Below are 24511 nucleotides of genomic sequence, written 5' to 3' on the forward strand. Positions count from 1 at the left end.
TAAAGTTAACTCAAATGTTTTTTTAATAGAATAAAACAATCCAAATCAGCAACTAAATTATAATTTTTACAAATAAAAAATAACAGCTGACAGCTTAAGGCTGATAGCTAAAAGCTAAAAAAACATGAACCTAAAACTCAAAATATGCGGAATGAAGCATCCTGAAAATATTCAGGAGGTCGCGGCATTACGACCCGATTATATGGGTTTTATTTTCTATGAAAAAACGCCACGTTTTTTTGATACTGAAATACCTAAGATCTCAGATTCGATAAAAAAGACCGGAGTTTTTGTAAAAGCAGAGATCGCTGAAATTCTTGCTAAAGTCAACGAATATAAGCTTGATGCGATTCAGCTTCATGGTGGTGAGTCGGCTGAGTTTTGTGCGGAATTAAAAACTGTTTTAAAAGAAACGAATATCGAGATCATCAAAGTGCTTTCAGTAAAATCTGAATTCGATTTTGAACAATTATCAGCTTTTGAAGATCATGTAGATTATTTTTTATTCGATACTAAAGGCAAACATAAAGGAGGCAATGGAGAAACCTTTGATTGGAGCTTATTAAAAGAATATCCTTCAGAAAAACCATTTTTTCTAAGCGGCGGGATTGGTTTAGACCAATTAGAAGATCTAAAAAAATTCTATCTGTATTTAACCAAAATCAGCAAAGAACATTTGCTTTATGCTGTAGATGTAAACAGTGCTTTCGAAACCGAACCAGGATTAAAAAATACTGAAAAATTAAGGCAATTTGCTAATGAGATGATGTGATAATTTGGCAATGTGGTGATTTAAAAAATGTTGAATAAGATTGAAAAATGGTCTATCGAAAATTGCTCGTAAATTTGGAAGTGAGAGAAGCGTTAGAATTTTGGACTGTTTGAGTCGTAGGCGAGTTTCCAAAATTTAGCTTCCGAACGTACAATTTAGAGTCAGTTTCGTAAGCCTAGACTTTTTTGTTTCTTTTTTCGGCAATGAAAAAAGAAAGACATGTGAAGTATTATAAATTAATGATGTTGAATCCTATAATTTAATAATAAATCGAACGGCTTCAAAAGAAACTGTTCACTGGAAATAGGAAACTTAAAACTAAGAAGAAAAAAATTAAGCTGAAAGCTGAAAGCTGTAAGCTAAAAAGCTAAATAAAATGACATACCAGGCAGACGAAAAAGGATATTATGGTGAATTTGGTGGCGCCTTTATTCCCGAAATGCTATATCCTAATGTTGAAGAATTGCGCAAGCAGTATTTAGACGTTATGAAAGAAGATTCTTTTCAAAAAGAATTCAAGGCGCTTTTAAAGGATTATGTAGGTCGCCCTACTCCACTTTATTATGCCGAGCGTTTCAGTAAAAAATATAACACCAAAGTATATTTAAAACGTGAGGATCTTTGCCATACTGGTGCACACAAAGTGAACAACACAATTGGCCAGATCTTAATGGCAAAACGCTTAGGTAAAAACCGAATTATTGCTGAAACCGGTGCCGGCCAACATGGAGTTGCAACCGCTACGGTTTGTGCGCTAATGGGAATCGAGTGTATCGTGTATATGGGCGAGATCGATATTGAACGCCAGGCACCAAATGTTGCACGAATGAAAATGTTGGGCGCTAAAGTAGTTCCGGCGAAATCGGGTAGTAAAACCTTAAAAGATGCTACGAACGAAGCGATTCGTGATTGGATCAATAATCCGGTAGACACGCATTACATTATTGGATCTGTAGTTGGGCCACATCCATATCCCGATATGGTGGCGAGATTTCAGGCGGTGATTTCCGAAGAAATTAAAACGCAACTTAAAGAAAAAGAAAATCGTGAAAACCCAGATTATGTAGTGGCTTGTGTGGGTGGCGGTAGTAATGCCGCTGGTGCATTTTTTCATTATTTAGACACTCCGGAAGTTGGAATTATCGCTGTTGAAGCTGCCGGAAAAGGAATTTCTACCGGTGAAAGTGCCGCAACCTCAGCTTTGGGAAAAGAAGGAATTATCCACGGAAGTAAAACTTTGTTGATGCAGACTGACGACGGACAAATAACCGAGCCGTATTCGATTTCGGCTGGTTTAGATTATCCCGGAGTTGGGCCAATGCATGCTCATTTATTTAGAAGTGGTCGTGGAGAATTTATTTCGATTACCGATGATGCCGCAATGAAAGCCGGCTTACAATTAGCAAAACTGGAAGGAATTATCCCTGCGATCGAATCCTCTCACGCTCTTGCAATTTTTGAAGATCGAAAATTTAAAGAAGATGATGTAGTTGTTGTAAACCTTTCCGGCCGTGGCGATAAAGATCTTAATACGTATATCGATTATTTTGAGTTGTAGTATTTATTGACATTCTATAAAATTTAAAGTGTAATTATCGTCATTCCATGCTCGACACGGAATCTCATAATTCGAGATATATAAATGATTTTAAATTATAGGATGAGACCCTGAATCAAGTCCGCCTGCCGGACGGGCAGGTTCAGGGTGACGTATTCAAAATTTCATCTTTCAAATTGCGAATATTGATAAAAGAAGCTGAAAGCTAATTGCTAAGAGCCAAAAACAAAAAGCTTAAAATATGAACAGAATTAAAGAAAAACTGCAGGAAGATAAAAAACTGCTTTCTATATATTTTACTTCAGGATATCCTGAAATTAACGACACCGTGGAGATCATTAAAAGCCTGGAAAAAAATGGTGTCGATTTTATCGAAATTGGGCTTCCGTTTAGTGATCCTTTAGCCGATGGACCAACGATTCAGGAGAGTTCTACCATCGCGCTAAAAAGTGGAATGACCACCAATAAACTTTTTGAGCAATTGAAAGACATTCGTTCAGAGGTATCTATTCCACTTATTATAATGGGATATTTTAATCCTATTCTTCAATTTGGTGTAGAAAAATTCTGCGCAAAATGTGAAGAAGTTGGTATCGACGGACTCATAATCCCAGATCTTCCGGTAGACGTTTATAACGATAATTATAAGGCTATATTCGATAAACACGGACTAAAAAATATTTTCTTGATCACGCCACAAACTTCAGAAAAACGTATTCGTTTTATCGACGAAGTTTCCGACGGATTCATTTATATGGTAAGTACCGCCAGCGTTACGGGAAGCACTAAAGGATTTGGTGAAGAAACTAAAGCTTATTTTAAACGAATTGCAGAAATGAAACTGAAAAATCCGCAGGTTGTTGGTTTCGGAATTAGTGACGAAGATACTTTTAACGACGCCACTAAATATGCAAAAGGAGCTATTATAGGAAGTGCTTTTATTAAGCATTTAAACAAGCACGGTAAAAACAATATCGAAGATTTTGTAAAATCGGTTCGTCCGGTTTAACCAAAGTCTAACAAGCTCTTAGCAGGTTTTAAGAGTATCGATTCTTATCTTTATATGGAATCATAAAAACACAGAATTATGGGAGGTCCTATTAAAGATAATCACAAATCGAGAAAAACAGAACAATCTAATCCCACGCAACCAAGTGGAAATAGAAACGAAACTACCAATAAAGTAGATATCGACGAAAAAACGATCAAAGATCAACAAAATAAAAAGTAAATAGATTTATGGGAAGAGGCGATAAAAAAACTAAACGAGGGAAAATAGCGATCGGAACCACCGGTAAACTAAGACCTAAGCGTAAAAAGTTTAAAGTAAAGCCAACCACTCTTGCAGAGCAGGATAAAAAAGATTTACAATAATATTTATTTAGAATAAAATCAAACCTCACAGTTTCCTAAACCTGTGAGGTTTTTTTGTTTACTGAGAAGTCAAAAAAACTCCTTATACTGAAGTACTCTAAAATCCAGCGTATTAAAATTGGGGTTTTTAGCCTTCAATTCTTTATAAAGCTGCATACTTCCAACCGCCATATTCGCTGCTCCAGACGGTGCAATTAATGAAACGGTTTTTATTAATCGTCCATCCAAAACAAATTGATGAATTCTTGGCGGCTCGTTATTTACGATCTTCAGTTTTATATTTTCTTCGGAATCTTTTAAATGTCTTCTGAAAAAATATTCCGGTCCGTTTTTACTATTTCCACCGGTAAATAATAAAGTATCGATCCTTGGATGCTTTCGTAGAATCTGAAGCATATTCCTCAGTTCCACCTTTTGCATTCCTAAATCTGAAGCATCGATTTTTTCCCTAAAACTACTTTCAACAACATCACAAATTCCTATTCCTCGTTTCCGAAGAAAATCCTTTCGCTGTAAAACGGCTGCTTCTGAATTATCGTAGATCAGTTCTAATTCAAAAATTCGGTCTAAAATTGGCCAAAGTAAACCATCCTGACTTCCGTAGCAAAAATCAACATCCCGCTCTTTTAGTCTACGCTGCGTAAAACGCGGTGGCGGCAACGTACCAACAATAAGTTTGGTAGCACCTTCAGGAATAAATGGCGGAAATGGATGTTTATGATGAAAAATATCGATATTGTTTAAATTCTGCCTTCTTTTTCTAAGTATTGTGTTGCCTGCTGAAGATCATCAAAAATCTTATCTGCAGCCTCTACATTTTCTTTTAAATTAGGATTTCCCTGAATTGCCAAACATTCTAATCCTGCTCCCTTTGCTGAAGCTACTCCGGTTCTGGTATCTTCAAAAACGATCATATTTTCTTTTGGCAGTTTGATCTTGTCGATCGCAGTTAGATAACTTTCAGGGTCTGGTTTGCTGTTTTTTACATCGGTTCTGGTAATCTCAAATTCAAAGTATTTTGCGATACCGGTTTTCTCCAAAAGAAACTCAACATTATTTCGTGGACTACCGGTAACCAAATAAATAGGAATTCCCTTTGCCTTGAAGAAATCTAAGGTTTCTATAGCGAACGGCATAAATTCAACTTCAGATTCTTTTACCAGTTTTTCAGCCATTCGCTCGCGCTTGTAGGTTAGCTCTTCTTCCGAAATTGGCAGATCGAATTGAGCTACGATCGCCTTTGCATTAATTGGCGAAGGCGTACCTGCATAAGTTTTTATATAATAATCGTAGTCTAGCTGAGCGTCGTAATCTTTTAAAACCTCAACCCAGGAATTGTAATGATAATGTTCTGAATCTACTAATGTACCGTCGAAATCGAAAATTGCTGCTTTAATTTCAGCCATGCTTATTGGTTTTTTGGATTTTTCTACGAAATTACTTCCGAAGAAATAAAGCTAGTTTTAGCTAATATTAAGTTTTGGTTAGGTGTTTAAATTGAAATATCACACTAGAATTTCAGTTAAAATACTATTTAAAAAATCAATTTTTGTCAAGCTAATCCTGTTCGTCCTGCAGGGGGCTCGTTTCAGGTTCTCATAAAAGAGAAATAATCCGCATGATGAGATTCTAAAATAAAATCAGAATGACTTTTTATATAGTTTTATCGAATAAAAACTGGTTCGTTTTCTTTCTCGGTATGCTCTGCACTAAATTTATAGTCGTCGTAATCGAAGCCTTTAATATCTTCTAAAGATTTAGCTGAAGAATCGATAATGTAACGCACCATAGATCCACGAGCTTTCTTTGCATAAAAACTGATGATCTTTAATTTTCCGTTTTTGTAATCTTTAAAAACAGGAGAAATCACCGGAACTTTTAAAGCTTTAGTGTCTACTGCTTTAAAATATTCGTTACTGGCAAGATTTACAAACAACTCATCTTCTTCTAATTCTGAATTCAAATAATCGGTCACCTTTTCTTTCCAAACCTCATAAAGGCTGTCCTTACTTTCGATCCCGATTTTAGTTCCCATCTCCAAACGATAAGGCTGAATTAAATCGAGTGGTTTTAAAATTCCGTAGAGACCAGAAAGAATTCTAAGTGTATTTTGAATATCATCCAGCTTTTCCTCTGGAAGTGTATACGCATCTAAACCATTATAAACATCGCCATTAAAAGCATACATCGCTGGGCGAGAATTCTTTTTGGTATGATCTTCTTCAAATTCCTGGTAACGGGTATAATTTAGATCGGCAAGCTTATCGCTAATACTCATTAATTCTGAAATCTCTTTTTTGGTCATTCTGGCCAATTTTCGATTCAGTTTTCCCGTGGTTTCCAAGAAACCAGGTTGTGTTCCTCGAGTAGTAGGTAATTTAGATTCGTAATCCAGACTTTTCGCTGGTGAAACAACTATTTTCATTTTTCTTTTCTTTTTTTTCTTTGTCTTCCTAAAATGTTTCAAATCTCATTAAATAATGAGATGCTGAATAATTTCCTATTCAATCGTTACAGCATAACATTCTAAATCTAACCGATTACGAAGATAAGACTTCGATTCCCGAAAATAAAAAAGACCTTCAATTACTTATTTATACAGCAATAAAAAGGTCTTATATTTTATCGAATTTCGCTAAACTACTCTAGCATTTCTTTCTGGTTCTTGGCATAGTTACGCCACTTCTCTATCGCGTCCACCATATCTTCTGGTAAATCTGAATTAAAGCTCATCCACTCTCCTGTTTTTGGATGTGTAAAACCTAAAGTTTTCGCATGAAGCGCCTGCCTTGGTAATACTTTAAAACAATTCTCTACAAATTGCTTGTATTTGGTAAAGGTTGTCCCTTTTAGAATCTTCTCGCCACCATAGCGTTCATCGTTAAAAAGGGTATGCCCAATATACTTCATGTGCACACGAATCTGGTGCGTTCTACCTGTTTCTAATTTACAAGCCACCAAAGTAACATAACCAAAACGCTCCAGAACTTTAAAATGAGTTACTGCAAGTTTACCTTTTTCAGCATCATCACCTTCGTAAACGGTATTCTGCAGTCTGTTTTTTGGATGTCTTCCAATATTTCCTTCAACCGTGCCTTCGTCTTCTTCAACATTTCCCCAAACCATGGCTACATACTCGCGCTCACTCGTTTTATCGAAAAACTGCTTCGATAAATGCGCCATAGCATGTTCGGTTTTTGCGATCACTAAAAGTCCGCTGGTATCTTTATCGATTCGATGCACCAAACCAGGACGATCACTGCTGTTATTTGGCAAGTTTTCGAAATGATACACCAGTGCATTGATCAAGGTTCCGCTATAATTCCCGTGCCCGGGATGCACCACCATTCCTGCCGGTTTATTCACCACAAGAACAGTATCATCTTCGTAAACGATATCTAACGGAATATTCTCTGGAGTAAGTAAAAACTCATACGGCGGATGCTCGAACATTACTTGCACCACATCACCGGCTTTAACTTTATAATTTTGTTTTACAGGAACATCATTTACATAAATATTCCCATCTTTTGCTGCCTTCTGAATTTTATTACGAGTTGCTTTCTCGATATAATTCATCAGATATTTATCTACACGAAGAGGATTTTGGCCTTTTTCAGCAACAAATTTATGATGCTCGTAAAGCGTTTCGTCATTCTGGTCTTCTAGCTGTTCTTCCAGCTCGTTATTTTCTTCGGGATGTTCCTTCATTAAAAATCAAATTGATCATCGTTCGTTTCCTCAGTATCTACACTATCCTCTTCTACAGGTTGTCCATAACTTCCAGAGCCATCACCTAAGACCATATCGATTTTAGAGGTTTTCATTAATTCGTCTCCCGCTTCTATTAGTTCACCATTATGACGAAGTTCTAAAACGGCATCTTCAGCAATGTCTGGCTTATAGGTGATCTCACCAATTTCGAAACCTAGAGATTTTAAAGTCGGCTCGGCCTGTCTGCGAGTACGACGAATAAGATCTGGAATCATTATTTTACGATAACCAGACGGATTTAAAGTCAGATATATTTTCCTATTTTCTTTTACGAATTTCCCTGCTTTTGGGACTTGCTCTATAACAGAGAATCTTGGATAATCCGGATTAAAATTAGCCGAATCCAAAATTTCATATCTTAAATCCTTTTCCTTCAACATTGTTTCCACATCACTTAGAGAAAGCTCGGCCAGGTTAGGTACTTCTATACGATCTCCCTGGTTTGTAGTATAGTCTAGCCACTGCATGGTTGCATAGCCCAACACCACTACTAAAATAATTGCCAGCACCAGCTGAATTAAAAATGTTTTACTGAAAATGAATCTGAACAATCCCATATATTTACAAAATAAAAAGCAAAGATATAAAAACACCTTGGTTTTGGTGACACCCTTTTTTCGTGATATTTTTGTTTTAAACGCTACATTACCCGATATATTGAATATGAAGAAGAAAATTGCCATCGCAATGGGCGGTTTTTCAAGTGAATACCGCATTTCTATAAATAGTGGAAACATGGTTTACGAAAACCTGGATCTTGATAAATACGAGCCTTACCGCGTGCATATTTTACAAAATGAGTGGTTTGTAGTAGCTGCAGATGATACGCCGTATCCAATAAATAGAAGTGATTTCACGGTAAAAATTGATGGTGAAATTATCAAATTTGACTGTGTTTTTAATACCATTCACGGTACACCTGGCGAAAATGGATTATTGCAGGCCTATTTAGAATTGCTGAATATTCCGCAAACAGCAGCAGATCATTACCAATCGGCTTTAACTTTTAACAAGCGTGATCTCATTAGCGTTTTACAGCCCTACGGAATTAAAACCGCTAAAAACTATTTTCTAAATAAAGGTGATATTGTAGATGCTGATGCCATTATTGAAAAAGTGGGACTTCCCTGTTTTGTAAAGGCGAATCGTGCCGGAAGTAGCTTTGGCATTACAAAGGTGAAGCAAAAAGACGAATTATATCGAGCGGCTCAAAATGCATTTCAGGAAGATGATGAAGCAATTATCGAATCTTTCCTTGATGGTACTGAAGTTTCTGTGGGTGTAATCACTTATAATGGTGAATTACTCGCGCTTCCGGTGACCGAAATTGTTTCAGAAAATGAATTCTTCGATTATGAAGCGAAATATCTGGGCAAATCTCAGGAGATCACTCCTGCAAGAATTTCAGAAGAAGACACAAAAAAGGTTCAGGAAATCGCTAAACTGATCTATCAGAAATTAAAAATGAAAGGTTTTACACGCTCTGAATTTATATTCCATAACGGTGAACCACATTTTATTGAGATGAATACCACTCCGGGACTTAGCCAGGCCAGTATTTTACCTCAGCAAGCAGCGAAAGCAGGAATTAGTTTAAAAGAATTATATGCGAGTGCAATAGAAGCGGCTTTAAGCTAAGTTTATTAAAAATTATAGCCGATTTTTAAATGCAGATCTACTGTAAAACCATCATCTAAAGTACTTTTTCTTTCTAATAAAGTTCCATAGCCTGCACCTAAACCGGCTTCAAATCCAAAGTGCTTTCCTATATTTCTTTTAATCCCCCATTTTGGGATAAAATAAATCTGGTTAGCAACTCCTACATTTTTCGCATTAGATATCACAAAAAGATCTGGATAAAAACTAGTTTCTAAACTAAGAAAATTAGCTCCGTTATTCCAGGTTCTTCGTTTTTTATTTGCACGCTTTTTTATGTTATAATACCAGCGTGGCTCGAAGGTAATTACCGGAATTAAAGCAAAATTTACGCTATTATCATATAGAGTTCCTCCCCATAATCCAGCATCGAAACCAATTTCTGTTCTTAGCGCAAACTGATCTGCTAATCTCGATTCATTATATCCCCAAATCCCTAATACACCGGTTTGAATTCCATAAAGAGATTTTTCTACGGAAGCGTTTTGTGCTTTTAAACCTGAACTTGAAAAAATAAGAATTACTAATACTGTGATGATTCTGTTCATTTTTTGATCGATGCTTTTCTGAGAAGGCGAATATATAAAAATAACGCTTACCCCTATAATATCAATTGAAATTTTGTTTACTTCTTTTTTTATAGCACCTTAGTATTGTTAATCGATTTTCTATGAAAAAAGCAGTATTTCCGGGATCATTTGATCCTATTACATTAGGGCATGTAGATATTATTGAAAGAGGACTTCCTCTTTTTGATGAAATCGTTTTGGCTATTGGTACTAATAGCAGTAAAAAATATATGTTTTCTTTAGAAAAACGACTTGAATTTCTTGAAGAAACTTTCCAAAATGAGTCTAAAATTAAGGTAAACACCTACAGCGGACTAACAGTTGATTTTTGCAAAGAAATTGATGCTAAATTTTTACTTCGCGGCCTAAGAAACGGTATCGATTTAGAATTTGAAAAAGCTATTGGCCAAACCAACTACAAAATGGAAAATATCGAAACGGTTTTTCTAATCGCTTCTTCTGGCTTTGAGCATATTTCTTCTACAGTTGTTAGAGATGTGATGCAACACGGCGGAAAATACGAGTTTATGGTGCCGGATTCGGTTAGTAGTGAGTAAATTTTATAACTAAGTTTTCAGATTACAGACCTGTCAAGCAAACTTTTAAAAAATTTATATTGAAAACCTCCAATATCGTATCCCTAAATTCTATCATCTAAAATCTACTATCTCACAGTACCAGCGATCTAATCTCTAATACTCCGTTACATGTCCCCAATTTTCTCCGGTTTTGATTCGGTGTAACTGCATTTCTGAAATCCCAAATTGTTTAGCGATCATTTTTAAACGTGTTCTTCTGTTAGGATCAAAAATCTTACGCTTTATAAATTTCACTTTGGTTTCAGTTAGTTTTGCATGGCTGGGAAGCTTTCTTTTTATATTCTTATTCTCAGGATTACTAAATTGATGGATCTCTTTTTCCCGCTTTGTAGCCCACTGCAAATTCTCTAAGCGATTGTCGGTCTTATCGTAATTTAAATGAATTACATAGCGCTGTCCCTCTTTTGGTTCCAAGAAATTTTCAGCTAAAATTTTATGAGTATATCGGCTGGACCAAACACCGTTTTTAAGTTTTATACGAATCATTTCATATCCATTTCCCAGTCGCTTTTCCTGAAGTTCTTTACCTTCTTCAGTAATTTTAATTACTCGGCCAAAATTGGAGATTTTATAGCGGATTTCATCTGAAACATTATCGCCAAACTCGACTTCTTTCCACTGTTCATTAAAATAACTTCGTATCATAGGGATTGTATTTAATTCAATTTAGAAAAAATAATTAACTGCTAAGCCTGTAAAATAATTACTTGGGTAGCCAGGGTAATAATATCGAGGTGCAGCGCCACCAAAACCAACAGCGTTTGGTAAAACACTGGCGGCATAATGTTCATCAAAAACATTATTTATTCCGCCGTAAATATTTAACTGAAGATCCTTTATAATATCAAAGGCATACGCAGCTTTTAGATTTATCAGGTCGTAAGAATTTGTATACAGCGCATTCGCATCATTTAGCGGAATTTCACCTACATTTCTATAAAGCGCATTAAAACTGAAACCAAAATCGGTACTAAGATCGATTCCTGCGTTTATAGTATGCTTTGGAACTCCGGGTAGTTCGTTACCGGAATAATCTACTTCTTCATTCACAAAACGATCGAATTCAAAAAAGTTAAAAGCTGCATTTATAAATGGACTCACCTGCCAGTTTTCAGTAAGATCTAAGCTATATTTTCCGAAGAATTCAATTCCGTTATGATCGGTTTTACCTGCATTAATTCCCACATATTGATCTTCAGCAACTCTTTGCGCCACCAATAAATTTCGCACCTGGATGCTGTACAACGACACTTCAGTATATAATCGATTATTTGACCAGTTTCCTTTAAAACCTATTTCGTAATTAAAACCTGTCTCGGCTTTTAGATCGGTGTTTATTTGCCCTTCCGGAGTTAAGGTTTCAGCAACCGTTGGCGTAGAAAACCCATGGCTTACAGATGCGTAAATATTCTTCAGTTCAGCAACTTCATACGACAACCCCAATCTTGGAGAAAAAACGGCATCAAAAGTATAATTCCCGGTTTGATCGATATTATCTTCAGCATAAAAATCATCTAAACTATAAGCGGTTGTGTTAAAATTTAAGCCGGCTTCTAACAACAAACGCTCGCTTAAATCTATATTTACTTGCGCAAAGAAATTCGCATAATGGCGATCCTGCTCATTATTACTTAAGCGTTCTCCACGCACACTACCAAGATTATCGAAATCTTCGTAAAAATTTTCAAAAGTGCCGGTTTCGTACCATTCATTATAATATTGCGCGCCAAAACTAAATTCTGAAGGCAATTCAAAAAGTTTTGTAGAAAGACTAAAATTGGTTCTTGCACCGGCAGATAGACGTTCTTCTTTTAAAATATTGAACGGTCTTGGCTCGTAGCCATTTCTGAAACTTAAGAATACACTGGTTTGATTGGTGAAATTCTCAGAAAAATGATGTTTATAACTCACACCTAACAAACCACGATCATAACTTTCGTAACCTCTGGAAGCTCCCCAGGTGTATGCGGCACTTTCTGGATCATTTAAAAAATCGTCCTCATTTATCGAACTTGGGATATAAGCTTTTAGTTTGACGAAATTGGCCAAAAACGACAGACTATTTTTTCCTGAAGTCAGCACCTTTGCATTCACCAGTCCAGATTTTCTATCGTAAGAACCATTCTCGCGCCAGCCGTCACTTTGCACATGGTTATAGGTAGCAAAAACCGAAGAATTTGCTCCATTTATCGAAATTACATCAGATTTTTTCCAAGTATTGTAACTTCCTCCCTGCACTTTTACACCAACCCGACTTTCATTTGCCCCGGGATCTGCGGAATACAAATTTATCGATCCGCCAAGTCCGGCGCCGTAAATACTACTTGTTGGCCCTTTTATCACTTCAACACGTTCTAAAGATTCCTGGTCGATATCATCTAAAGTGAGCGAACCTTCTGCTGTTGCTAGCGGAATTCCGTCGAAATACGCCTGAATTCTATTTGTAGCATATTGCGCTCTACCTCCAATTCCGCGAATATTGATCTTATTGGTATTTAAAGCACCCTGATTCACATAAACTCCGGGCACATAATTAAGATTATCAACAAAATTTGTAGCATCTGTTCTTTCCAGATCGTTTTTAGAGAGTAAACTTACCGCCGCGGGTGTTTTTTGAAGTTCGGTTGGGATTAGTGTGCTTCTTAATTTTACTTCGGAAAGTGATTCGTTCGAGGGTGCCAGGTAAACTTTAAAATTAGTGTCATTTTTATCGAATCTTAGCTTTTGTGTTTTAAATCCTATGGCACTGAATTTTAAAACTACCGGAAAGTCTATATTGTGAATGCTAAAAAAACCATCTTTACCTGAAACAGCAACAACTTCTGAAGCCGCAATGATATTTATATTTGCGATCGCTTCAGAAGTTGTTTCATTTAAAATTTGTCCTTTCAGATTCTGACAAAAAGATTGTTGTGCGCAAATCACCAATATTAGCGCTATAATTATTTTCTTCAATTGCTCTTTTTTAAGAAACTAAATTTTTATTATTCCGCAGAAACTCTCCACACTACTCCGCCATTATCATCGTTCACCAATAGATCTCCGTTTGGTAAAGTGGTAACTCCAACCGGGCGACCATAAACTTTGCTACCATCTTCACTGGCAATAAAACCGGTTAAGAAATCTTCTGGTTGCTGTGGCTTTCCGTTGGCATCAAATGGAATAAAAAGCACTTTATATCCTGCAAAATTTGAGCGATTCCATGAACCGTGTTGTCCTACAAAAGCTCCGTTTTTATATTTTTCAGGAAATTGATCTTTATCATAGAAAGTGATTCCTAAAGATGCTGTATGTGATCCCACCGGAACATCTGGAATTATCGCTTTTTCTACCATATCATTATGCGGTTCTTTATGCCATCTTGGATCTTTAATATCTCCATAATATGAATAAGGCCAACCATACCAGCCACCTTGTTTTACGCTAGTCACATAATCTGGCACCAAATTATCACCAATTTTATCACGTTCGTTAACAGCAGCCCAAAGTTCCCCGGTTATTGGATTATAATCTACGCCAACAGGATTTCTTAAGCCCGCCGCATAAACGATCTCGTTACTACCATCTGGATCCATCATAAGCACATTTGCTCTGCGCTTTTCTTTTTCCATACCATGTTCACCGGCGTTACTGGAAGATCCAACGGTAACCACCAATTTGTTTCCGTCTTTGCTTGCGATTAAATTACGCGTCCAGTGGTGGTTATAACCTCCGGCAGGTAATTCTTTAACCAATTCGCCTTCTCCTTCCAAGGAAGTCATTCCTTCTTTATAAGACCATCTTTTTATAGCATCCACATTAGCAACATAAAAATAACCATCTAGAATTAGCATTCCGTATGGCTGATTTAGATCTTCAGCAAAAACAAAACGTTCTTCTGGCTTCCCATCCTTATTGGCATCTCTAAAAAGTGTAATTCTGTTTGCACTTTTTTTAGCATCGTCACTTTCTACTACAAAAATATCTTTTCCGTTAGGCGATACATATGATCTTCTAGGATGATCTAAATCTTCAGCAAATTTAGAAACTTTAAAACCTGCAGGTGCCGTTGGCATTTGTCCTTCTGGCCATGGCACGATCTCGCTACGCTTCTCTACAGATTCTGTAGAAAATGGCGAAGGCAACTCTAATGGCCCAACTGTAGTTTGAACAGTCACGGGTGGCTGCTTCGCTAGTTTCTTTTTCATCTTTTTAGGTAATTCTTCCTGCATTTGCGCAATCCCAGAAAAACCTATGAGCGCCGATACACCAACACTTAATATTGTCTTCTTTTTCATATTCTTAGCTTTTTCCCGAAAATAATCTGAAAAAAAGCTTCAGAAAAATCGTAAGCTGGGATTAAGTATAGTTTAACAGCAAAATGCAAGAAGATAAAATGTTATGTGAAAAATATCGCTAATAAACCGCTAATCTCGATTACGTAAAGTCCTACAGAAATCTATAATTGGCGCTCTAAATTAGCGGCTTTAACATATTTTAAGTATGTTTACAGCCTATATTTGTTGTTAGTTAGTATTTATGAAAAGAATTCTTTTCTTAGGCTTTATAATTATTGCTTTTGGTTCCTGCGATTTCTCTAAATATCAGCTTCAGGACGATTATGATTTTACCACTCGTTTTGAAATTTCTAATGGAACTGAAACCGATACCTATCCCAACGTAATCAACTTTTATGAAGATCTGGCTAAAGCTTATCCTTCTGTACAACTAAAAACATTTGATACTACCGATAGTGGCGAACCTTTACACCTGGCAATATTTAATCCAGATGCGCAATTCGACATCGCAAAAATTAAGGAAAATAAGAGTATTTTATTGGTCTTAAACGGAATCCATCCCGGTGAAAGTGATGGTATCGATGCTACCATGATGATGTTTAGGGATATGGCACAGGACTCTATAAAAGTTCCTAAAAATGTAGTGATCGCTACTATTCCTGTTTACAATATTGGTGGTGCGTTAAATAGAAATTCATCTTCAAGAACCAACCAAAATGGTCCAAAAGCTTACGGATTTAGAGGAAACGCTCGTAATTACGATCTAAATCGTGATTTTGCGAAAGCTGATTCTAAAAATGCCCGTGCTTTTTATAAAATTTACCATTACCTGGATCCAGAAGTTTTTATCGATAATCACGTAAGCAATGGCGCAGATTATCAATATGTTTTAACCCATCTTTTTACTCAGCATAACAGGTTGGGGGGCGATATTGGTAAATATCTGGATGAGAAAATGATGCCGGCTTTAGAAGATTCCTTAAAAATAAAGAATCTTGATATTACGCCTTATGTGAATGTTTTTAATGAAGTTCCTGAAAATGGATTTTCTCAATTTGTAGATTATCCTCGTTATTCTACCGGCTATACTACGATGTGGAATACTTTAGGATTGATGGTTGAAACCCATATGCTGAAGCCTTACGATAAACGTGTTTGGGGAACTTATGAACTTATGCGATCTATGGTTGCCATTACCGACGATCAATCTGAAAAAATAAAAGACTTAAGAGCTGCTGAAAATAAAAAATATCTCACTAAACGCTGGTATCCTGTACACTACAAACCAGATATGGAAGATCCAAGTATCCGTGAATTTAAAGGATATGAGGGCGAAATGATACCAAGTGAAGTTACCGGTGGCGATCGTTTAAAATACGATCGAAATAAAGCCTTTACAAAAGACATCGAATATTTCAACAATTTTGTTGCTGAAGACCGTATAGATATTCCTAGAGCTTACGTTATTCCGCAAGGATGGTGGAATGTAATTGATCTTTTAAAGCTGAATAACATTAAAATGAAAGCTTTTGAAAAAGATACTACGCTCTACGTACAGCAATATAAGATTGAAAATTACGAAACTGGCAATAGCGCTTACGAAGGACATTATATGCATCGAAATACCGAAGTCTCGGCAAGTATGGATTCTATAAGATTTAGAAAAGGAGATTATTATATCAGCACTTTTCAGGATGGGGTTCGCTATTTACTGGAAATGTTAGAACCGGCCGCAGAAGATTCTTTCTTCAACTGGAATTATTTTGACACCGTACTTCAGCAAAAAGAACATTTTTCCCCATACGTTTTCGAAGATATTGCAAAAGACCTGCTTGCTGAAAATGCAGATCTAAAGGCCTCTTTTGAAGAAAAGAAAACCAACGATCCCGATTTTGCTAAAAACTGGTACGCACAATTAGAATGGATTCATAAGCATTCTAAATATTATGAGAATGCGCATTTACGCTATCCTATTTTTAGGATTCCACGCTAGAGGTTTTAGGTACGGCAATTTCGTCTTCTTCGAATAATAATTTGATGTTCGCGTAAGAGTTTTTAAGTGCTTTTTCTGCCTTTTCAGGGTTTTTCCATTTTACTTTCTCAATACCCTCTTTTTCCTGCGGAATCAATTCACCATCAAAATCACTGGCCATATTGTACCAATGCGTTTCTTTTAAACGGTATTTTCCTTTGCGCTTAAAAATATGGAAAGTAGTTCTTAGAAAACCGGTGATTTCTAATCCGGTAATTGCAGTTTCCTCAGCAACTTCACGAATTGCACATTCTTCTATGGTTTCGCCTTTTTCAATTTTCCCTTTAGGTAAATCCCATTTTTTATTTCTGTAGATAAAAAGGATCTCGCCTTTATCATTGTATACTTTACCGCCACCGGCAACAACAACCTTTATTTTTCTCCGAAGAAATTTTAAAAGCTTTTCTTCTTTTCTATGATAAAGATTTACATGTGTAATTTTACCCTTATTAATTTTTCTGATTAAACGTTTTAATCGTACGGTTTTGATGGAATAGGTTTTATATTCGCCTCCCAGATCTTTTTTTGTGGAAAGAATTATCGGGGTATCATTCACAAAAACTTTATACATTTGTAGTATGATTTTAAATAAAGAAACAGCAATAAAAACTGCTGAAGTATTATTGCAAATTAAAGCAATAAAATTAGAACCACAAGAGCCTTTTACTTGGGCCAGCGGATGGCAATCTCCTATTTACTGCGATAATCGTATCGTTTTGTCCTATCCTCTGATTAGAAATTTTATACGTGAAAATTTCGCTAAGCAGGTTGAAGAAATTTATGGAAAACCAGATGTTATTGCTGGTGTTGCTACCGGCGCCATTGGTATTGGGATGTTGGTTGCGGAATATCTTAGCCTGCCTTTTGTTTATGTAAGACCAGAAGCAAAATCTCACGGTAGAAAAAACCAAATCGAAGGCAATCTTGAAGCCGGCCAAACCGTAGTCGTTATCGAAGATCTAATAAGCACTGGCGGTAGCAGTTTAAATGCGGTAAAAGCATTAAGAGAAAGTGGTGCTAACGTTAAAGGTATGCTCGCGATATTTTCTTATGGTTTTGATATTGCTGAAGAAAATATTAAAAATGCAGATCTAGATGTGCATACGTTAAGTAATTACGATTATTTAATCGATACCGCGCAGCGCACAAGCTATATAAAAGAATCTGAAGTTGAAGTTTTAAAAAGCTGGAGAAAAGATCCCGCAAATTGGAGTCCGCAATAATATGAATTTAGAAAGCCCAAAAGTAACTGCCAGTAAAAGCCAGCAGGAAATGTACAATTTCCTGACGAACGTAGAGAATTACGACCAAATAATGCCTAGCAGCAAAGAGAAATTTGAAGTTCTATCTTCAGAGAAGTTTCTTTTTCAGTTAAAAGGAATGCCAGAGATCGTTCTTAAAATCGTAAACACAGATGAACCAAATCTTGTGGTTTTGGGATCTGGATCAGATAAATTTCCTTTCACGCTAAGCATTCATATTAACGAAACTGGTACAGGAAGTGAAGTTCAGTTTTTATTTAATGGTGAATTTAATGCCATGATGGCGATGATGGTAAAAAGTCCGCTGCAAAAATTCATCAATAATTTAAGCGAAAATATTTCGAAATTGTAGATTTCGATATTGGATAAATTTTAATTGTATATCCGCAATAAATTATAATGAGATCTGGTCACCCTGAACTTGATTCAGGGTCTCATCCTAATAATTGATTTTTCATTACAGTATGAGATTCCGGATCAATCCCGCCTGCCGGACGGGCAGGTTCGGAATGACGAAATAAACGAATTATTACAAATTACTGATAATCTATAACTTAGAAGCTGTTTTAAAATTCGATATTTTGAAACAGCTTTTTTAATACATTAATTTTACTTCTTTTAGATCGAAAGTCTTAAAAACAGCCTCTTCGATTTCAACATTTAAAAGTCCGTTTATAGTCACTCCGCGAATAATTCCGTTAAAGAAATCCCCATTTGGGTATTGAAATGCAGCAACAACATCCTTTTTGAACATTAACGAAGCATATTCTTCTAAAATAAGTGTTTCATTTTCTTCTGAAAGCACTTCTAAACGTTTTAAAAGTTCTTCCAGGATTGCATGTAATATTTCATCCAGATCAAAATCATTACCGGTTTGAAGTTTTAATGAAGAAGCCTGCTTTAAATCACCAAAATCGTCCTGATTTATATTTAAACCTATACCAATAACACTGGCCGCGATGTCAGTTTGCTTCAGGATATTTTCGATAAGAATTCCGCCAATCTTAAAGTTTCCTGACATTATGTCGTTGGGCCATTTTACACTTAATTTTGGAGTATTAAACTTCCGTAGTACATTTATAACCGAAAGTGAAACAACGGCACTCAATAAAAAGTGATGATTTATCGTTACGCTTATCTTAGGATAAAGTAAGCTGAATGTTAGATTTTTGCCTGCGGTCACGTTCCAAACAGAACCTCTTTGTCCTTTCCCTTTTGTTTGAAAACGAGCAGAAACGCAAACTGGTTCGAAGCTAGAATTACCAGAGTAATATTGCTTCACAAAGTCGTTTGTAGAGGGGATGGCATCAACTTTGATTATACGCATAATAGAATAAAGAAAAGATTGTCGCTAAATGTTGTGTTAAGTAGGTCTATAAAAAGCCAAAAAAACATAACTTTGCGTAAATAAATAAATTTAATGACGAAAAAAGAAACAAACAGCGATCAACTTATAGCACATATCATTAAGGGAATAGAAGATGTTAAAGGAAATGATATAGATATCCTCGACTTAAGAGAGATTGATAATACAGTTTGTGATTATTTTGTTATCTGCAACGGTACTTCTAACACTCAGGTTAACGCCATCGTTAATTCCGTTCAAAAATCTGTTAGTAAAGCTTTAAAAGATAAGCCCTGGCATATCGAAGGTAGCGAAAATGCCGAGTGGGTTTTAATGGATTATGTGAATGTAGTAGTTCATGTATTCCAGAAACACATTAGGGAGTTTTACGACATCGAAAGTCTTTGGGGAGATGCCAAAATAACATCTATCGAGACAAAATATTAATTACTTAGAAGAAAGAAAGACCAAGAATGGCGAAAAAGCAATCAAATAAAAAATTAGATCCTAAAAAACCTAAATTTAGTGCATACTGGATATATGCGATCATCATACTAATATTTTTAGGAATCAACTTTTTTGGTGGTAGTGGATTTGGAGAACCATCAAAAATCACTCCTCAGCAGTATATGGATTACCTTTCTGAAGGAGATATTCAGAAAACAGTTGTTATAAACAAAACTATCGCTAAAGTTTATCTCACCGACGAGGCCAAAGAAAAAGCTATCCACAAAAAAAGTGGTGATTCTGATTTTTTAAATACAGGTGCCACTGCAGATTATAGTTTTCAAATTGGGAGTTTAGATAAATTTGAGGAAGATATTGAGAAGATTCAAAATAAGAACAATGTAAATGCGAAACTTAGCTTCGATCAAGATAACAATTACTTAGGAGAAATATTAATTACACTTTTACCATTTGTTCTTATCATTGGGATCTGGATCTTCATTATGCGTAAAATGAGTTCTGGTGGTGCCGGTGGCGCAGGCGGACAAATTTTCAATATTGGTAAATCCAAGGCTAAATTATTTGATCAAAATACAGATGTAAAGACTTCTTTTAAAAATGTTGCCGGTCTTGAAGGAGCGAAAGAAGAAGTTCAGGAAATCGTAGATTTTCTAAAACAACCTGAGAAATATACCAGCCTGGGTGGTAAGATACCTAAAGGAGCTTTACTTGTAGGACCTCCGGGAACTGGTAAAACATTATTAGCTAAAGCTGTTGCCGGTGAAGCTAAAGTACCTTTCTTCTCACTTTCTGGATCAGATTTCGTAGAAATGTTCGTAGGAGTTGGTGCATCCAGAGTTAGAGACTTGTTTAAACAAGCGAAAGAAAAATCGCCATCTATCATCTTTATTGATGAAATCGATGCTATTGGACGTGCTCGTGGAAAAAGTAACTTCTCTGGCTCTAACGATGAGAGAGAAAATACGTTAAACCAGTTATTGACAGAAATGGATGGTTTTGGCACTAATACTAATGTAATTGTAATAGCGGCTACTAACCGTGCCGATGTTCTTGATAAAGCTCTAATGCGTGCCGGTCGTTTTGATAGACAGATCTATGTAGATCTTCCAGACCTTAACGAAAGACGCGAGATTTTTGAAGTTCACCTAAAGCCACTTAAAAAAGTTGCAGATGAACTTGATACTGAATTTCTAGCAAAACAAACTCCCGGATTCTCTGGGGCAGATATTGCCAATGTTTGTAACGAAGCAGCGCTTATCGCAGCAAGAAAAGGAAATAAAGCTGTTGGCAAACAGGATTTCTTGGATGCAGTAGATCGTATTGTTGGAGGTCTTGAAAAGAAAAACAAGATCATCACTCCAGACGAGAAAAAAGCGATTGCTTTTCACGAAGCTGGCCACGCAACAGTAAGCTGGATGTTAGAGCATGCTGCTCCATTAGTTAAAGTTACAATTGTACCTCGTGGACAATCACTTGGTGCTGCATGGTATTTACCTGAAGAACGCTTAATCGTTCGCCCAGAACAAATGCTCGATGAAATGTGTGCTGCTCTTGGTGGTCGTGCTGCGGAAAAAGTGATTTTTGATAAGATTTCGACTGGGGCTTTAAGTGACTTAGAAAAAGTAACCAAGCAGGCTAAAGCTATGGTAACTATATACGGACTTAACGATAAAGTAGGAAACCTTACCTATTACGATTCTTCGGGACAAAGTGAATATAATTTCACAAAACCATATAGTGAAAAAACTTCAGAGCTTATAGATAAAGAGATTTCAAACCTAATTGAAAGCCAATACCAAAGAGCTGTAGATCTTCTTACTGATAATAAAGATAAACTTACACAACTTGCTGAGATATTATTAGACAAGGAAGTAATCTTTAAAGATGATCTGCAAAACATTTTTGGTGAGCGTCCCTTCGCGAAAAAAGAAGGACATGAAATAAGAGAGAGCGAAGAATCTGCTCCTTCTGCATCAAATTCTAGTAGCGCACCAAAAGAAGCTGAAAGTGAAGACATCAAAGGAACTACTTCGCTAGACAAATAAAATTTGGACTAATGCTAAAAAATCTTAATTTACCTAAGCGTTAAATTAAGATTTTTTACCTTTGGTTAAAATGATATTTAGAACCACACCCAAAACTATATGAATCTATTTAGGAGATTCTTAAACCCTAAAAAAAATAAGTCAGACAAAAACCAGGAAATTCCTGAGAATGCTGACCGTGGGAAGTATATGCCTGAAGTGAAGCTTCCTACAGACGAGCGTTTTATGCTCAATTTTAAAAATAACGGTGGCAAGTTTTTATATTGCGAGGACGAAGAAGAAATACAGGAAGCTTTCGATAATATTTTATTAGAAAACGACTGGTATGAAAAGCAATGTTGCTGCTTTGATGAAAACCTAAAGAGCAAATTCGATAGTTTCAACCTAGATTTTAATTTATCGGCAGGCGCTCCGTTTTTTCTTTCAACCTGTGAATATCTAGTTGCAAACGACGGCTCTATTTTAATTTCGAGCAATCAAATTAAAGAAAGAAAGCTAAGAGAGTTACCATCAGATTTCATCATTCTATCATCAACAAGTCAGCTTATAGACAGCATTGGGGAAGGCTTAAGAGGCATCAAATTTAAGAACAAACAACGTATTCCCTCAAACATTACGACCATTAAAAACTTTGAACCACAGAAAGAAAGTGATTTTATGAGCTACGGTAGCAGTAGCAAAAATTTATACTTACTTCTTCTGGAAGATCTTTAATATTTTATGAGGGAAGCGATTATTAGAACCGTATCAGGGCTACTTTATATTTCTATGTTAGTAGCATCCATCCTTTCTTCAGAACTAATTTTTATTGGTCTATTTTACGTGCTCGGGCTTATTTGTCTTATCGAAATGCAAAAACTTTTACACTTAAAAAGTTATGCATTATACGTAGTACAAGCTCTACTATTCTATCTTTTTAGTATTCTAAAATTCGATCAAAATGCAACGCTGCTTCTTTTAGCTGTTACCATTTTTGTAAATCTCTTTTTAGTAAAGGATCTTCTGGTTATTCGCAAGATTCCGGTTTTCGAGAAGAAGAAATACATCATTATCATATTCTACCTAATTTCTTCAGTGATCTTCCTAACCTTGATACCAACGATCGAGGGTGAGTTTAAACCTAAGTTGGTTGTAGGAATTTTTGGATTAATTTGGACAAACGATACTTTTGCTTATATTATTGGTAAGAACTTTGGAAAGCGTAAATTATTTGAAAGAATCTCACCTAATAAAACGATTGAAGGCTTTATTGGCGGAATTATTTTCACCGCAATCGTGAGTTATTTTATTTCAATATACACAGACTTTTTAAGTTATAAAGACTGGATAGGATTAGCTATTTTCATTAGTATTTTTGGGACTTTAGGTGATCTTATTCAATCAAAATTTAAGCGACAGGCTGGCGTAAAAGACAGCGGAAAATTAATGCCTGGCCACGGAGGCTTGTTTGATAGACTAGATAGTATTATTTTTGCTGCCCCTTTTATCTATGCTTACTTATACCTTTTAAATTATGTTTCATAAAGAAGGATACAAAATAATGGCCATTACAGCAGTAACACTGCTGGTAATAAATATTGGTTCTTATTCATTAATAAATCAATATTGGATAAAATTTGCCATCCTTTTGGCCTCTATAGTATTTTTCATCCTTATCGTTCAGTTTTTTAGAAACCCGAACAGACGCACTTCTTTAAACGATGATCATGTAGTGGCGCCGGTAGATGGTAAAGTAGTCGCTATTGAAGAAGTTTTCGAAAAAGAATATTTTCAGGAAAAAAAATTACAGATTAGTATTTTTATGTCTCCACTAAACGTACATGTTACCAGACATCCAATTGGCGGAATCGTAAAATACAGTAAATACCACCCAGGAAAATTTTTGGTTGCCTGGCATCCAAAATCGAGTGAAGAAAACGAAAGAACTACCGTTGTTGTAGAAAATGCTGTAACAGGTCCCATACTTTATCGTCAAATAGCAGGAGCATTAGCAAAGCGAATTGTTAATTATGCTGAAGAAGGTAAAGAAGTAGTACAAGGTAGCGATAGTGGATTCATTAAATTTGGATCTCGTGTAGATGTGTTCTTACCTATAGGCACTCCGGTTAAAGTTTCATTAAATGAAAAAGTAAAAGGCGGAATAACCGTTATTGCTGAAGTTTAATTTTATTTTTTAGTTATGCCTGAAAAGACCAGGGAACGCTTTTTAAAAGCCTACGAAATGGCCAGCAATACCGATAAGAAATTTCCTCCAGATGTATTGCTCCACTTCTATTCGTATTACAAAAGAGCTACAGAGCAAAACGGATTTTACATTCCACCAACCAACAGCGGAGATCTACGCAGCGCTTTTAAAGTGAACGCTCTTGTACAGGTTAAAAATCTTAGTAAACAAGAGGCAGAAGAAAGATACATCGAGCTTGTCGAAGAACATATCGGCAAAGTCCCTGAATAGCTTTAAGTTTTGAAAAAGCTAGAGCTCTTAAGATTTTAAATCATGATCTAAGAAATAGTCGCTCTACAATTATAGACCTAATTTCACATGAATTCTTTACTAGTTTTTAGCTTCTACATTTCAGCAGTTAAATTATCACATATATTCTCTAATCCATCTTCCTGATTATAGACCTTCAGCGATCTATATTCTCAAAAAAGTCAAATAAAAAACGTCGGGCAAGCCCGTGAAACATTCGCTGGAAATAAATTTTTAATTTCGAGGCAAGCCTCTGGGGGTATTACACCATTTGGCGGCGCCAATAAAAAAAGCCCCACTAAATCGT

The 24511-nt window shown here is 36.0% G+C and carries 27 protein-coding genes; 16 read left to right on the top strand and 11 right to left on the bottom strand.

Annotated features, from left to right (window positions below; translation table 11 throughout):
• The first annotated feature begins 124 nt into the window (after nucleotides 1–124).
• The 5 genes from INR75_RS00185 to INR75_RS00205 all read left to right on the top strand — a co-directional run bounded on the left by INR75_RS00185 (nucleotide 125) and on the right by INR75_RS00205 (nucleotide 3704).
• The gene (locus INR75_RS00185; protein ID WP_255584604.1) at nucleotides 125–772 is read left to right on the top strand and encodes a phosphoribosylanthranilate isomerase; all 648 of its coding nucleotides are present in this window, start codon (nucleotides 125–127) and stop codon (nucleotides 770–772) included.
• A gap of 376 nt (nucleotides 773–1148) precedes the next feature.
• Nucleotides 1149–2330: a tryptophan synthase subunit beta gene (trpB, locus tag INR75_RS00190; protein ID WP_223090295.1), complete on the top strand. Its 1182-nt coding sequence runs from the start codon at nucleotides 1149–1151 to the stop codon at nucleotides 2328–2330.
• 241 nt (nucleotides 2331–2571) lie between these two features.
• On the top strand, nucleotides 2572–3339 hold the full coding sequence (gene trpA, locus INR75_RS00195) for a tryptophan synthase subunit alpha (RefSeq protein WP_223090296.1): 768 nt from the start codon (nucleotides 2572–2574) through the stop codon (nucleotides 3337–3339).
• A 78-nt stretch (nucleotides 3340–3417) separates the two neighbouring features.
• Nucleotides 3418–3561, top strand: a complete 144-nt coding sequence (locus INR75_RS00200) for a hypothetical protein (RefSeq protein WP_175487032.1) — start codon at nucleotides 3418–3420, stop codon at nucleotides 3559–3561.
• Between the two features lie 8 nt (nucleotides 3562–3569).
• The gene (locus tag INR75_RS00205; RefSeq protein WP_084841451.1) at nucleotides 3570–3704 is read left to right on the top strand and encodes a 30S ribosomal protein THX; all 135 of its coding nucleotides are present in this window, start codon (nucleotides 3570–3572) and stop codon (nucleotides 3702–3704) included.
• 69 nt (nucleotides 3705–3773) lie between these two features.
• On the opposite strand, the gene INR75_RS00210 is transcribed toward INR75_RS00205, so the two are convergent.
• The 5 genes from INR75_RS00210 to INR75_RS00230 form a co-directional block, all read right to left on the bottom strand.
• Nucleotides 3774–4433, bottom strand: a complete 660-nt coding sequence (locus INR75_RS00210; protein WP_223091812.1) for a uracil-DNA glycosylase family protein — start codon at nucleotides 4431–4433, stop codon at nucleotides 3774–3776.
• A gap of 11 nt (nucleotides 4434–4444) precedes the next feature.
• Nucleotides 4445–5110 (bottom strand): HAD family phosphatase, encoded by a 666-nt coding sequence (locus INR75_RS00215; RefSeq protein ID WP_223090297.1) that lies wholly within the window; start codon nucleotides 5108–5110, stop codon nucleotides 4445–4447.
• Nucleotides 5111–5367: 257 nt separating this feature from the next.
• Nucleotides 5368–6129, bottom strand: a complete 762-nt coding sequence (gene yaaA / locus INR75_RS00220) for a peroxide stress protein YaaA (RefSeq protein WP_223090298.1) — start codon at nucleotides 6127–6129, stop codon at nucleotides 5368–5370.
• A 215-nt stretch (nucleotides 6130–6344) separates the two neighbouring features.
• Nucleotides 6345–7415, bottom strand: coding sequence for an RluA family pseudouridine synthase (locus INR75_RS00225; RefSeq protein ID WP_223090299.1), 1071 nt, complete (start codon nucleotides 7413–7415; stop codon nucleotides 6345–6347).
• The gene (locus INR75_RS00230; RefSeq protein ID WP_223090300.1) at nucleotides 7415–8035 is read right to left on the bottom strand and encodes a PASTA domain-containing protein; all 621 of its coding nucleotides are present in this window, start codon (nucleotides 8033–8035) and stop codon (nucleotides 7415–7417) included. Before INR75_RS00230 ends, INR75_RS00225 begins: the two co-directional genes overlap by 1 nt.
• A gap of 106 nt (nucleotides 8036–8141) precedes the next feature.
• Between INR75_RS00230 and INR75_RS00235 the strand changes: the two genes are divergently transcribed.
• Nucleotides 8142–9116, top strand: a complete 975-nt coding sequence (locus INR75_RS00235) for a D-alanine--D-alanine ligase (protein ID WP_223090301.1) — start codon at nucleotides 8142–8144, stop codon at nucleotides 9114–9116.
• A gap of 5 nt (nucleotides 9117–9121) precedes the next feature.
• Here the strand turns inward: INR75_RS00235 and INR75_RS00240 are convergent, their stop codons facing one another.
• Nucleotides 9122–9682 carry a hypothetical protein gene (locus INR75_RS00240; protein WP_223090302.1) on the bottom strand — a complete coding sequence of 187 codons (561 nt, stop codon included), beginning with the start codon at nucleotides 9680–9682 and terminating at the stop codon, nucleotides 9122–9124.
• Nucleotides 9683–9804: 122 nt separating this feature from the next.
• Here INR75_RS00240 and coaD point away from each other — a divergent pair, with 122 nt between their 5' ends.
• Nucleotides 9805–10260: a pantetheine-phosphate adenylyltransferase gene (gene coaD, locus INR75_RS00245; RefSeq protein ID WP_223090303.1), complete on the top strand. Its 456-nt coding sequence runs from the start codon at nucleotides 9805–9807 to the stop codon at nucleotides 10258–10260.
• A 135-nt stretch (nucleotides 10261–10395) separates the two neighbouring features.
• Here the strand turns inward: coaD and INR75_RS00250 are convergent, their stop codons facing one another.
• From INR75_RS00250 to INR75_RS00260, 3 genes are read right to left on the bottom strand one after another with little or no spacing between them, the layout of a single operon-like run.
• The gene (locus INR75_RS00250) at nucleotides 10396–10947 is read right to left on the bottom strand and encodes an HNH endonuclease (protein WP_223090304.1); all 552 of its coding nucleotides are present in this window, start codon (nucleotides 10945–10947) and stop codon (nucleotides 10396–10398) included.
• Nucleotides 10948–10968: 21 nt separating this feature from the next.
• Nucleotides 10969–13257 (bottom strand): TonB-dependent receptor, encoded by a 2289-nt coding sequence (locus INR75_RS00255; RefSeq protein ID WP_255584605.1) that lies wholly within the window; start codon nucleotides 13255–13257, stop codon nucleotides 10969–10971.
• A 29-nt stretch (nucleotides 13258–13286) separates the two neighbouring features.
• Nucleotides 13287–14579 carry a sorbosone dehydrogenase family protein gene (locus INR75_RS00260; protein ID WP_223090305.1) on the bottom strand — a complete coding sequence of 431 codons (1293 nt, stop codon included), beginning with the start codon at nucleotides 14577–14579 and terminating at the stop codon, nucleotides 13287–13289.
• 241 nt (nucleotides 14580–14820) lie between these two features.
• Between INR75_RS00260 and INR75_RS00265 the strand changes: the two genes are divergently transcribed.
• On the top strand, nucleotides 14821–16572 hold the full coding sequence (locus tag INR75_RS00265; protein ID WP_223090306.1) for a M14 family metallopeptidase: 1752 nt from the start codon (nucleotides 14821–14823) through the stop codon (nucleotides 16570–16572).
• Here INR75_RS00265 and INR75_RS00270 read toward each other — a convergent pair.
• The gene (locus INR75_RS00270; RefSeq protein ID WP_223090307.1) at nucleotides 16556–17182 is read right to left on the bottom strand and encodes an NUDIX hydrolase; all 627 of its coding nucleotides are present in this window, start codon (nucleotides 17180–17182) and stop codon (nucleotides 16556–16558) included. The genes INR75_RS00265 and INR75_RS00270 overlap by 17 nt on opposite strands.
• 7 nt (nucleotides 17183–17189) lie before the next feature.
• Between INR75_RS00270 and pyrE the strand changes: the two genes are divergently transcribed.
• Nucleotides 17190–17834, top strand: coding sequence for an orotate phosphoribosyltransferase (pyrE, locus tag INR75_RS00275; RefSeq protein ID WP_092542938.1), 645 nt, complete (start codon nucleotides 17190–17192; stop codon nucleotides 17832–17834).
• Between the two features lies 1 nt (nucleotide 17835).
• On the top strand, nucleotides 17836–18225 hold the full coding sequence (locus INR75_RS00280) for an SRPBCC family protein (RefSeq protein WP_223090308.1): 390 nt from the start codon (nucleotides 17836–17838) through the stop codon (nucleotides 18223–18225).
• Nucleotides 18226–18468: 243 nt separating this feature from the next.
• On the opposite strand, the gene INR75_RS00285 is transcribed toward INR75_RS00280, so the two are convergent.
• Entirely contained in the window at nucleotides 18469–19200 is a 732-nt protein-coding gene (locus tag INR75_RS00285) for a biotin--[acetyl-CoA-carboxylase] ligase (RefSeq protein WP_223090309.1), read from the bottom strand.
• Nucleotides 19201–19293: 93 nt separating this feature from the next.
• Between INR75_RS00285 and rsfS the strand changes: the two genes are divergently transcribed.
• The 6 genes from rsfS (at nucleotide 19294) to INR75_RS00315 (ending at nucleotide 24186) form a co-directional block, all read left to right on the top strand.
• A complete protein-coding gene (gene rsfS, locus INR75_RS00290) occupies nucleotides 19294–19665 on the top strand; it encodes a ribosome silencing factor (RefSeq protein WP_084841435.1) in 372 nt (123 codons plus the stop codon).
• A 26-nt stretch (nucleotides 19666–19691) separates the two neighbouring features.
• On the top strand, nucleotides 19692–21731 hold the full coding sequence (ftsH, locus tag INR75_RS00295) for an ATP-dependent zinc metalloprotease FtsH (protein WP_223090310.1): 2040 nt from the start codon (nucleotides 19692–19694) through the stop codon (nucleotides 21729–21731).
• Between the two features lie 99 nt (nucleotides 21732–21830).
• Entirely contained in the window at nucleotides 21831–22445 is a 615-nt protein-coding gene (locus tag INR75_RS00300) for an LUD domain-containing protein (RefSeq protein WP_223090311.1), read from the top strand.
• Between the two features lie 6 nt (nucleotides 22446–22451).
• Nucleotides 22452–23255 (top strand): phosphatidate cytidylyltransferase, encoded by an 804-nt coding sequence (locus INR75_RS00305; RefSeq protein ID WP_092542948.1) that lies wholly within the window; start codon nucleotides 22452–22454, stop codon nucleotides 23253–23255.
• A complete protein-coding gene (locus INR75_RS00310) occupies nucleotides 23245–23895 on the top strand; it encodes a phosphatidylserine decarboxylase family protein (RefSeq protein WP_223090312.1) in 651 nt (216 codons plus the stop codon). The genes INR75_RS00305 and INR75_RS00310 overlap by 11 nt, the downstream gene beginning before the upstream one ends.
• Nucleotides 23896–23910: 15 nt before the next feature.
• Nucleotides 23911–24186, top strand: a complete 276-nt coding sequence (locus INR75_RS00315; RefSeq protein WP_092542952.1) for an acyl-CoA-binding protein — start codon at nucleotides 23911–23913, stop codon at nucleotides 24184–24186.
• The last annotated feature ends 325 nt before the right edge of the window (nucleotides 24187–24511 follow it).

The sequence above is a fragment of the Zunongwangia sp. SCSIO 43204 genome (genome assembly GCF_019904275.1).
GTDB lineage: Bacteria > Bacteroidota > Bacteroidia > Flavobacteriales > Flavobacteriaceae > Zunongwangia > Zunongwangia mangrovi.

Excerpts from the sequence above, each read along its gene's own strand:
- INR75_RS00185 (WP_255584604.1), top strand. The coding sequence starts at position 125 with ATGAACCTAAAACTCAAAATATGCGGAATGAAGCATCCTGAAAATATT.
- trpB (WP_223090295.1), top strand. The coding sequence starts at position 1,149 with ATGACATACCAGGCAGACGAAAAAGGATATTATGGTGAATTTGGTGGC.
- trpA (WP_223090296.1), top strand. The coding sequence starts at position 2,572 with ATGAACAGAATTAAAGAAAAACTGCAGGAAGATAAAAAACTGCTTTCT.
- INR75_RS00200 (WP_175487032.1), top strand. The coding sequence starts at position 3,418 with ATGGGAGGTCCTATTAAAGATAATCACAAATCGAGAAAAACAGAACAA.
- INR75_RS00205 (WP_084841451.1), top strand. The coding sequence starts at position 3,570 with ATGGGAAGAGGCGATAAAAAAACTAAACGAGGGAAAATAGCGATCGGA.
- INR75_RS00215 (WP_223090297.1), bottom strand. The coding sequence starts at position 5,110 with ATGGCTGAAATTAAAGCAGCAATTTTCGATTTCGACGGTACATTAGTA.
- yaaA (WP_223090298.1), bottom strand. The coding sequence starts at position 6,129 with ATGAAAATAGTTGTTTCACCAGCGAAAAGTCTGGATTACGAATCTAAA.
- INR75_RS00225 (WP_223090299.1), bottom strand. The coding sequence starts at position 7,415 with ATGAAGGAACATCCCGAAGAAAATAACGAGCTGGAAGAACAGCTAGAA.
- INR75_RS00230 (WP_223090300.1), bottom strand. The coding sequence starts at position 8,035 with ATGGGATTGTTCAGATTCATTTTCAGTAAAACATTTTTAATTCAGCTG.
- INR75_RS00235 (WP_223090301.1), top strand. The coding sequence starts at position 8,142 with ATGAAGAAGAAAATTGCCATCGCAATGGGCGGTTTTTCAAGTGAATAC.
- INR75_RS00240 (WP_223090302.1), bottom strand. The coding sequence starts at position 9,682 with ATGAACAGAATCATCACAGTATTAGTAATTCTTATTTTTTCAAGTTCA.
- coaD (WP_223090303.1), top strand. The coding sequence starts at position 9,805 with ATGAAAAAAGCAGTATTTCCGGGATCATTTGATCCTATTACATTAGGG.
- INR75_RS00250 (WP_223090304.1), bottom strand. The coding sequence starts at position 10,947 with ATGATACGAAGTTATTTTAATGAACAGTGGAAAGAAGTCGAGTTTGGC.
- INR75_RS00260 (WP_223090305.1), bottom strand. The coding sequence starts at position 14,579 with ATGAAAAAGAAGACAATATTAAGTGTTGGTGTATCGGCGCTCATAGGT.
- INR75_RS00265 (WP_223090306.1), top strand. The coding sequence starts at position 14,821 with ATGAAAAGAATTCTTTTCTTAGGCTTTATAATTATTGCTTTTGGTTCC.
- INR75_RS00270 (WP_223090307.1), bottom strand. The coding sequence starts at position 17,182 with ATGTATAAAGTTTTTGTGAATGATACCCCGATAATTCTTTCCACAAAA.
- pyrE (WP_092542938.1), top strand. The coding sequence starts at position 17,190 with ATGATTTTAAATAAAGAAACAGCAATAAAAACTGCTGAAGTATTATTG.
- INR75_RS00280 (WP_223090308.1), top strand. The coding sequence starts at position 17,836 with ATGAATTTAGAAAGCCCAAAAGTAACTGCCAGTAAAAGCCAGCAGGAA.
- INR75_RS00285 (WP_223090309.1), bottom strand. The coding sequence starts at position 19,200 with ATGCGTATAATCAAAGTTGATGCCATCCCCTCTACAAACGACTTTGTG.
- rsfS (WP_084841435.1), top strand. The coding sequence starts at position 19,294 with ATGACGAAAAAAGAAACAAACAGCGATCAACTTATAGCACATATCATT.
- ftsH (WP_223090310.1), top strand. The coding sequence starts at position 19,692 with ATGGCGAAAAAGCAATCAAATAAAAAATTAGATCCTAAAAAACCTAAA.
- INR75_RS00300 (WP_223090311.1), top strand. The coding sequence starts at position 21,831 with ATGAATCTATTTAGGAGATTCTTAAACCCTAAAAAAAATAAGTCAGAC.
- INR75_RS00305 (WP_092542948.1), top strand. The coding sequence starts at position 22,452 with ATGAGGGAAGCGATTATTAGAACCGTATCAGGGCTACTTTATATTTCT.
- INR75_RS00310 (WP_223090312.1), top strand. The coding sequence starts at position 23,245 with ATGTTTCATAAAGAAGGATACAAAATAATGGCCATTACAGCAGTAACA.
- INR75_RS00315 (WP_092542952.1), top strand. The coding sequence starts at position 23,911 with ATGCCTGAAAAGACCAGGGAACGCTTTTTAAAAGCCTACGAAATGGCC.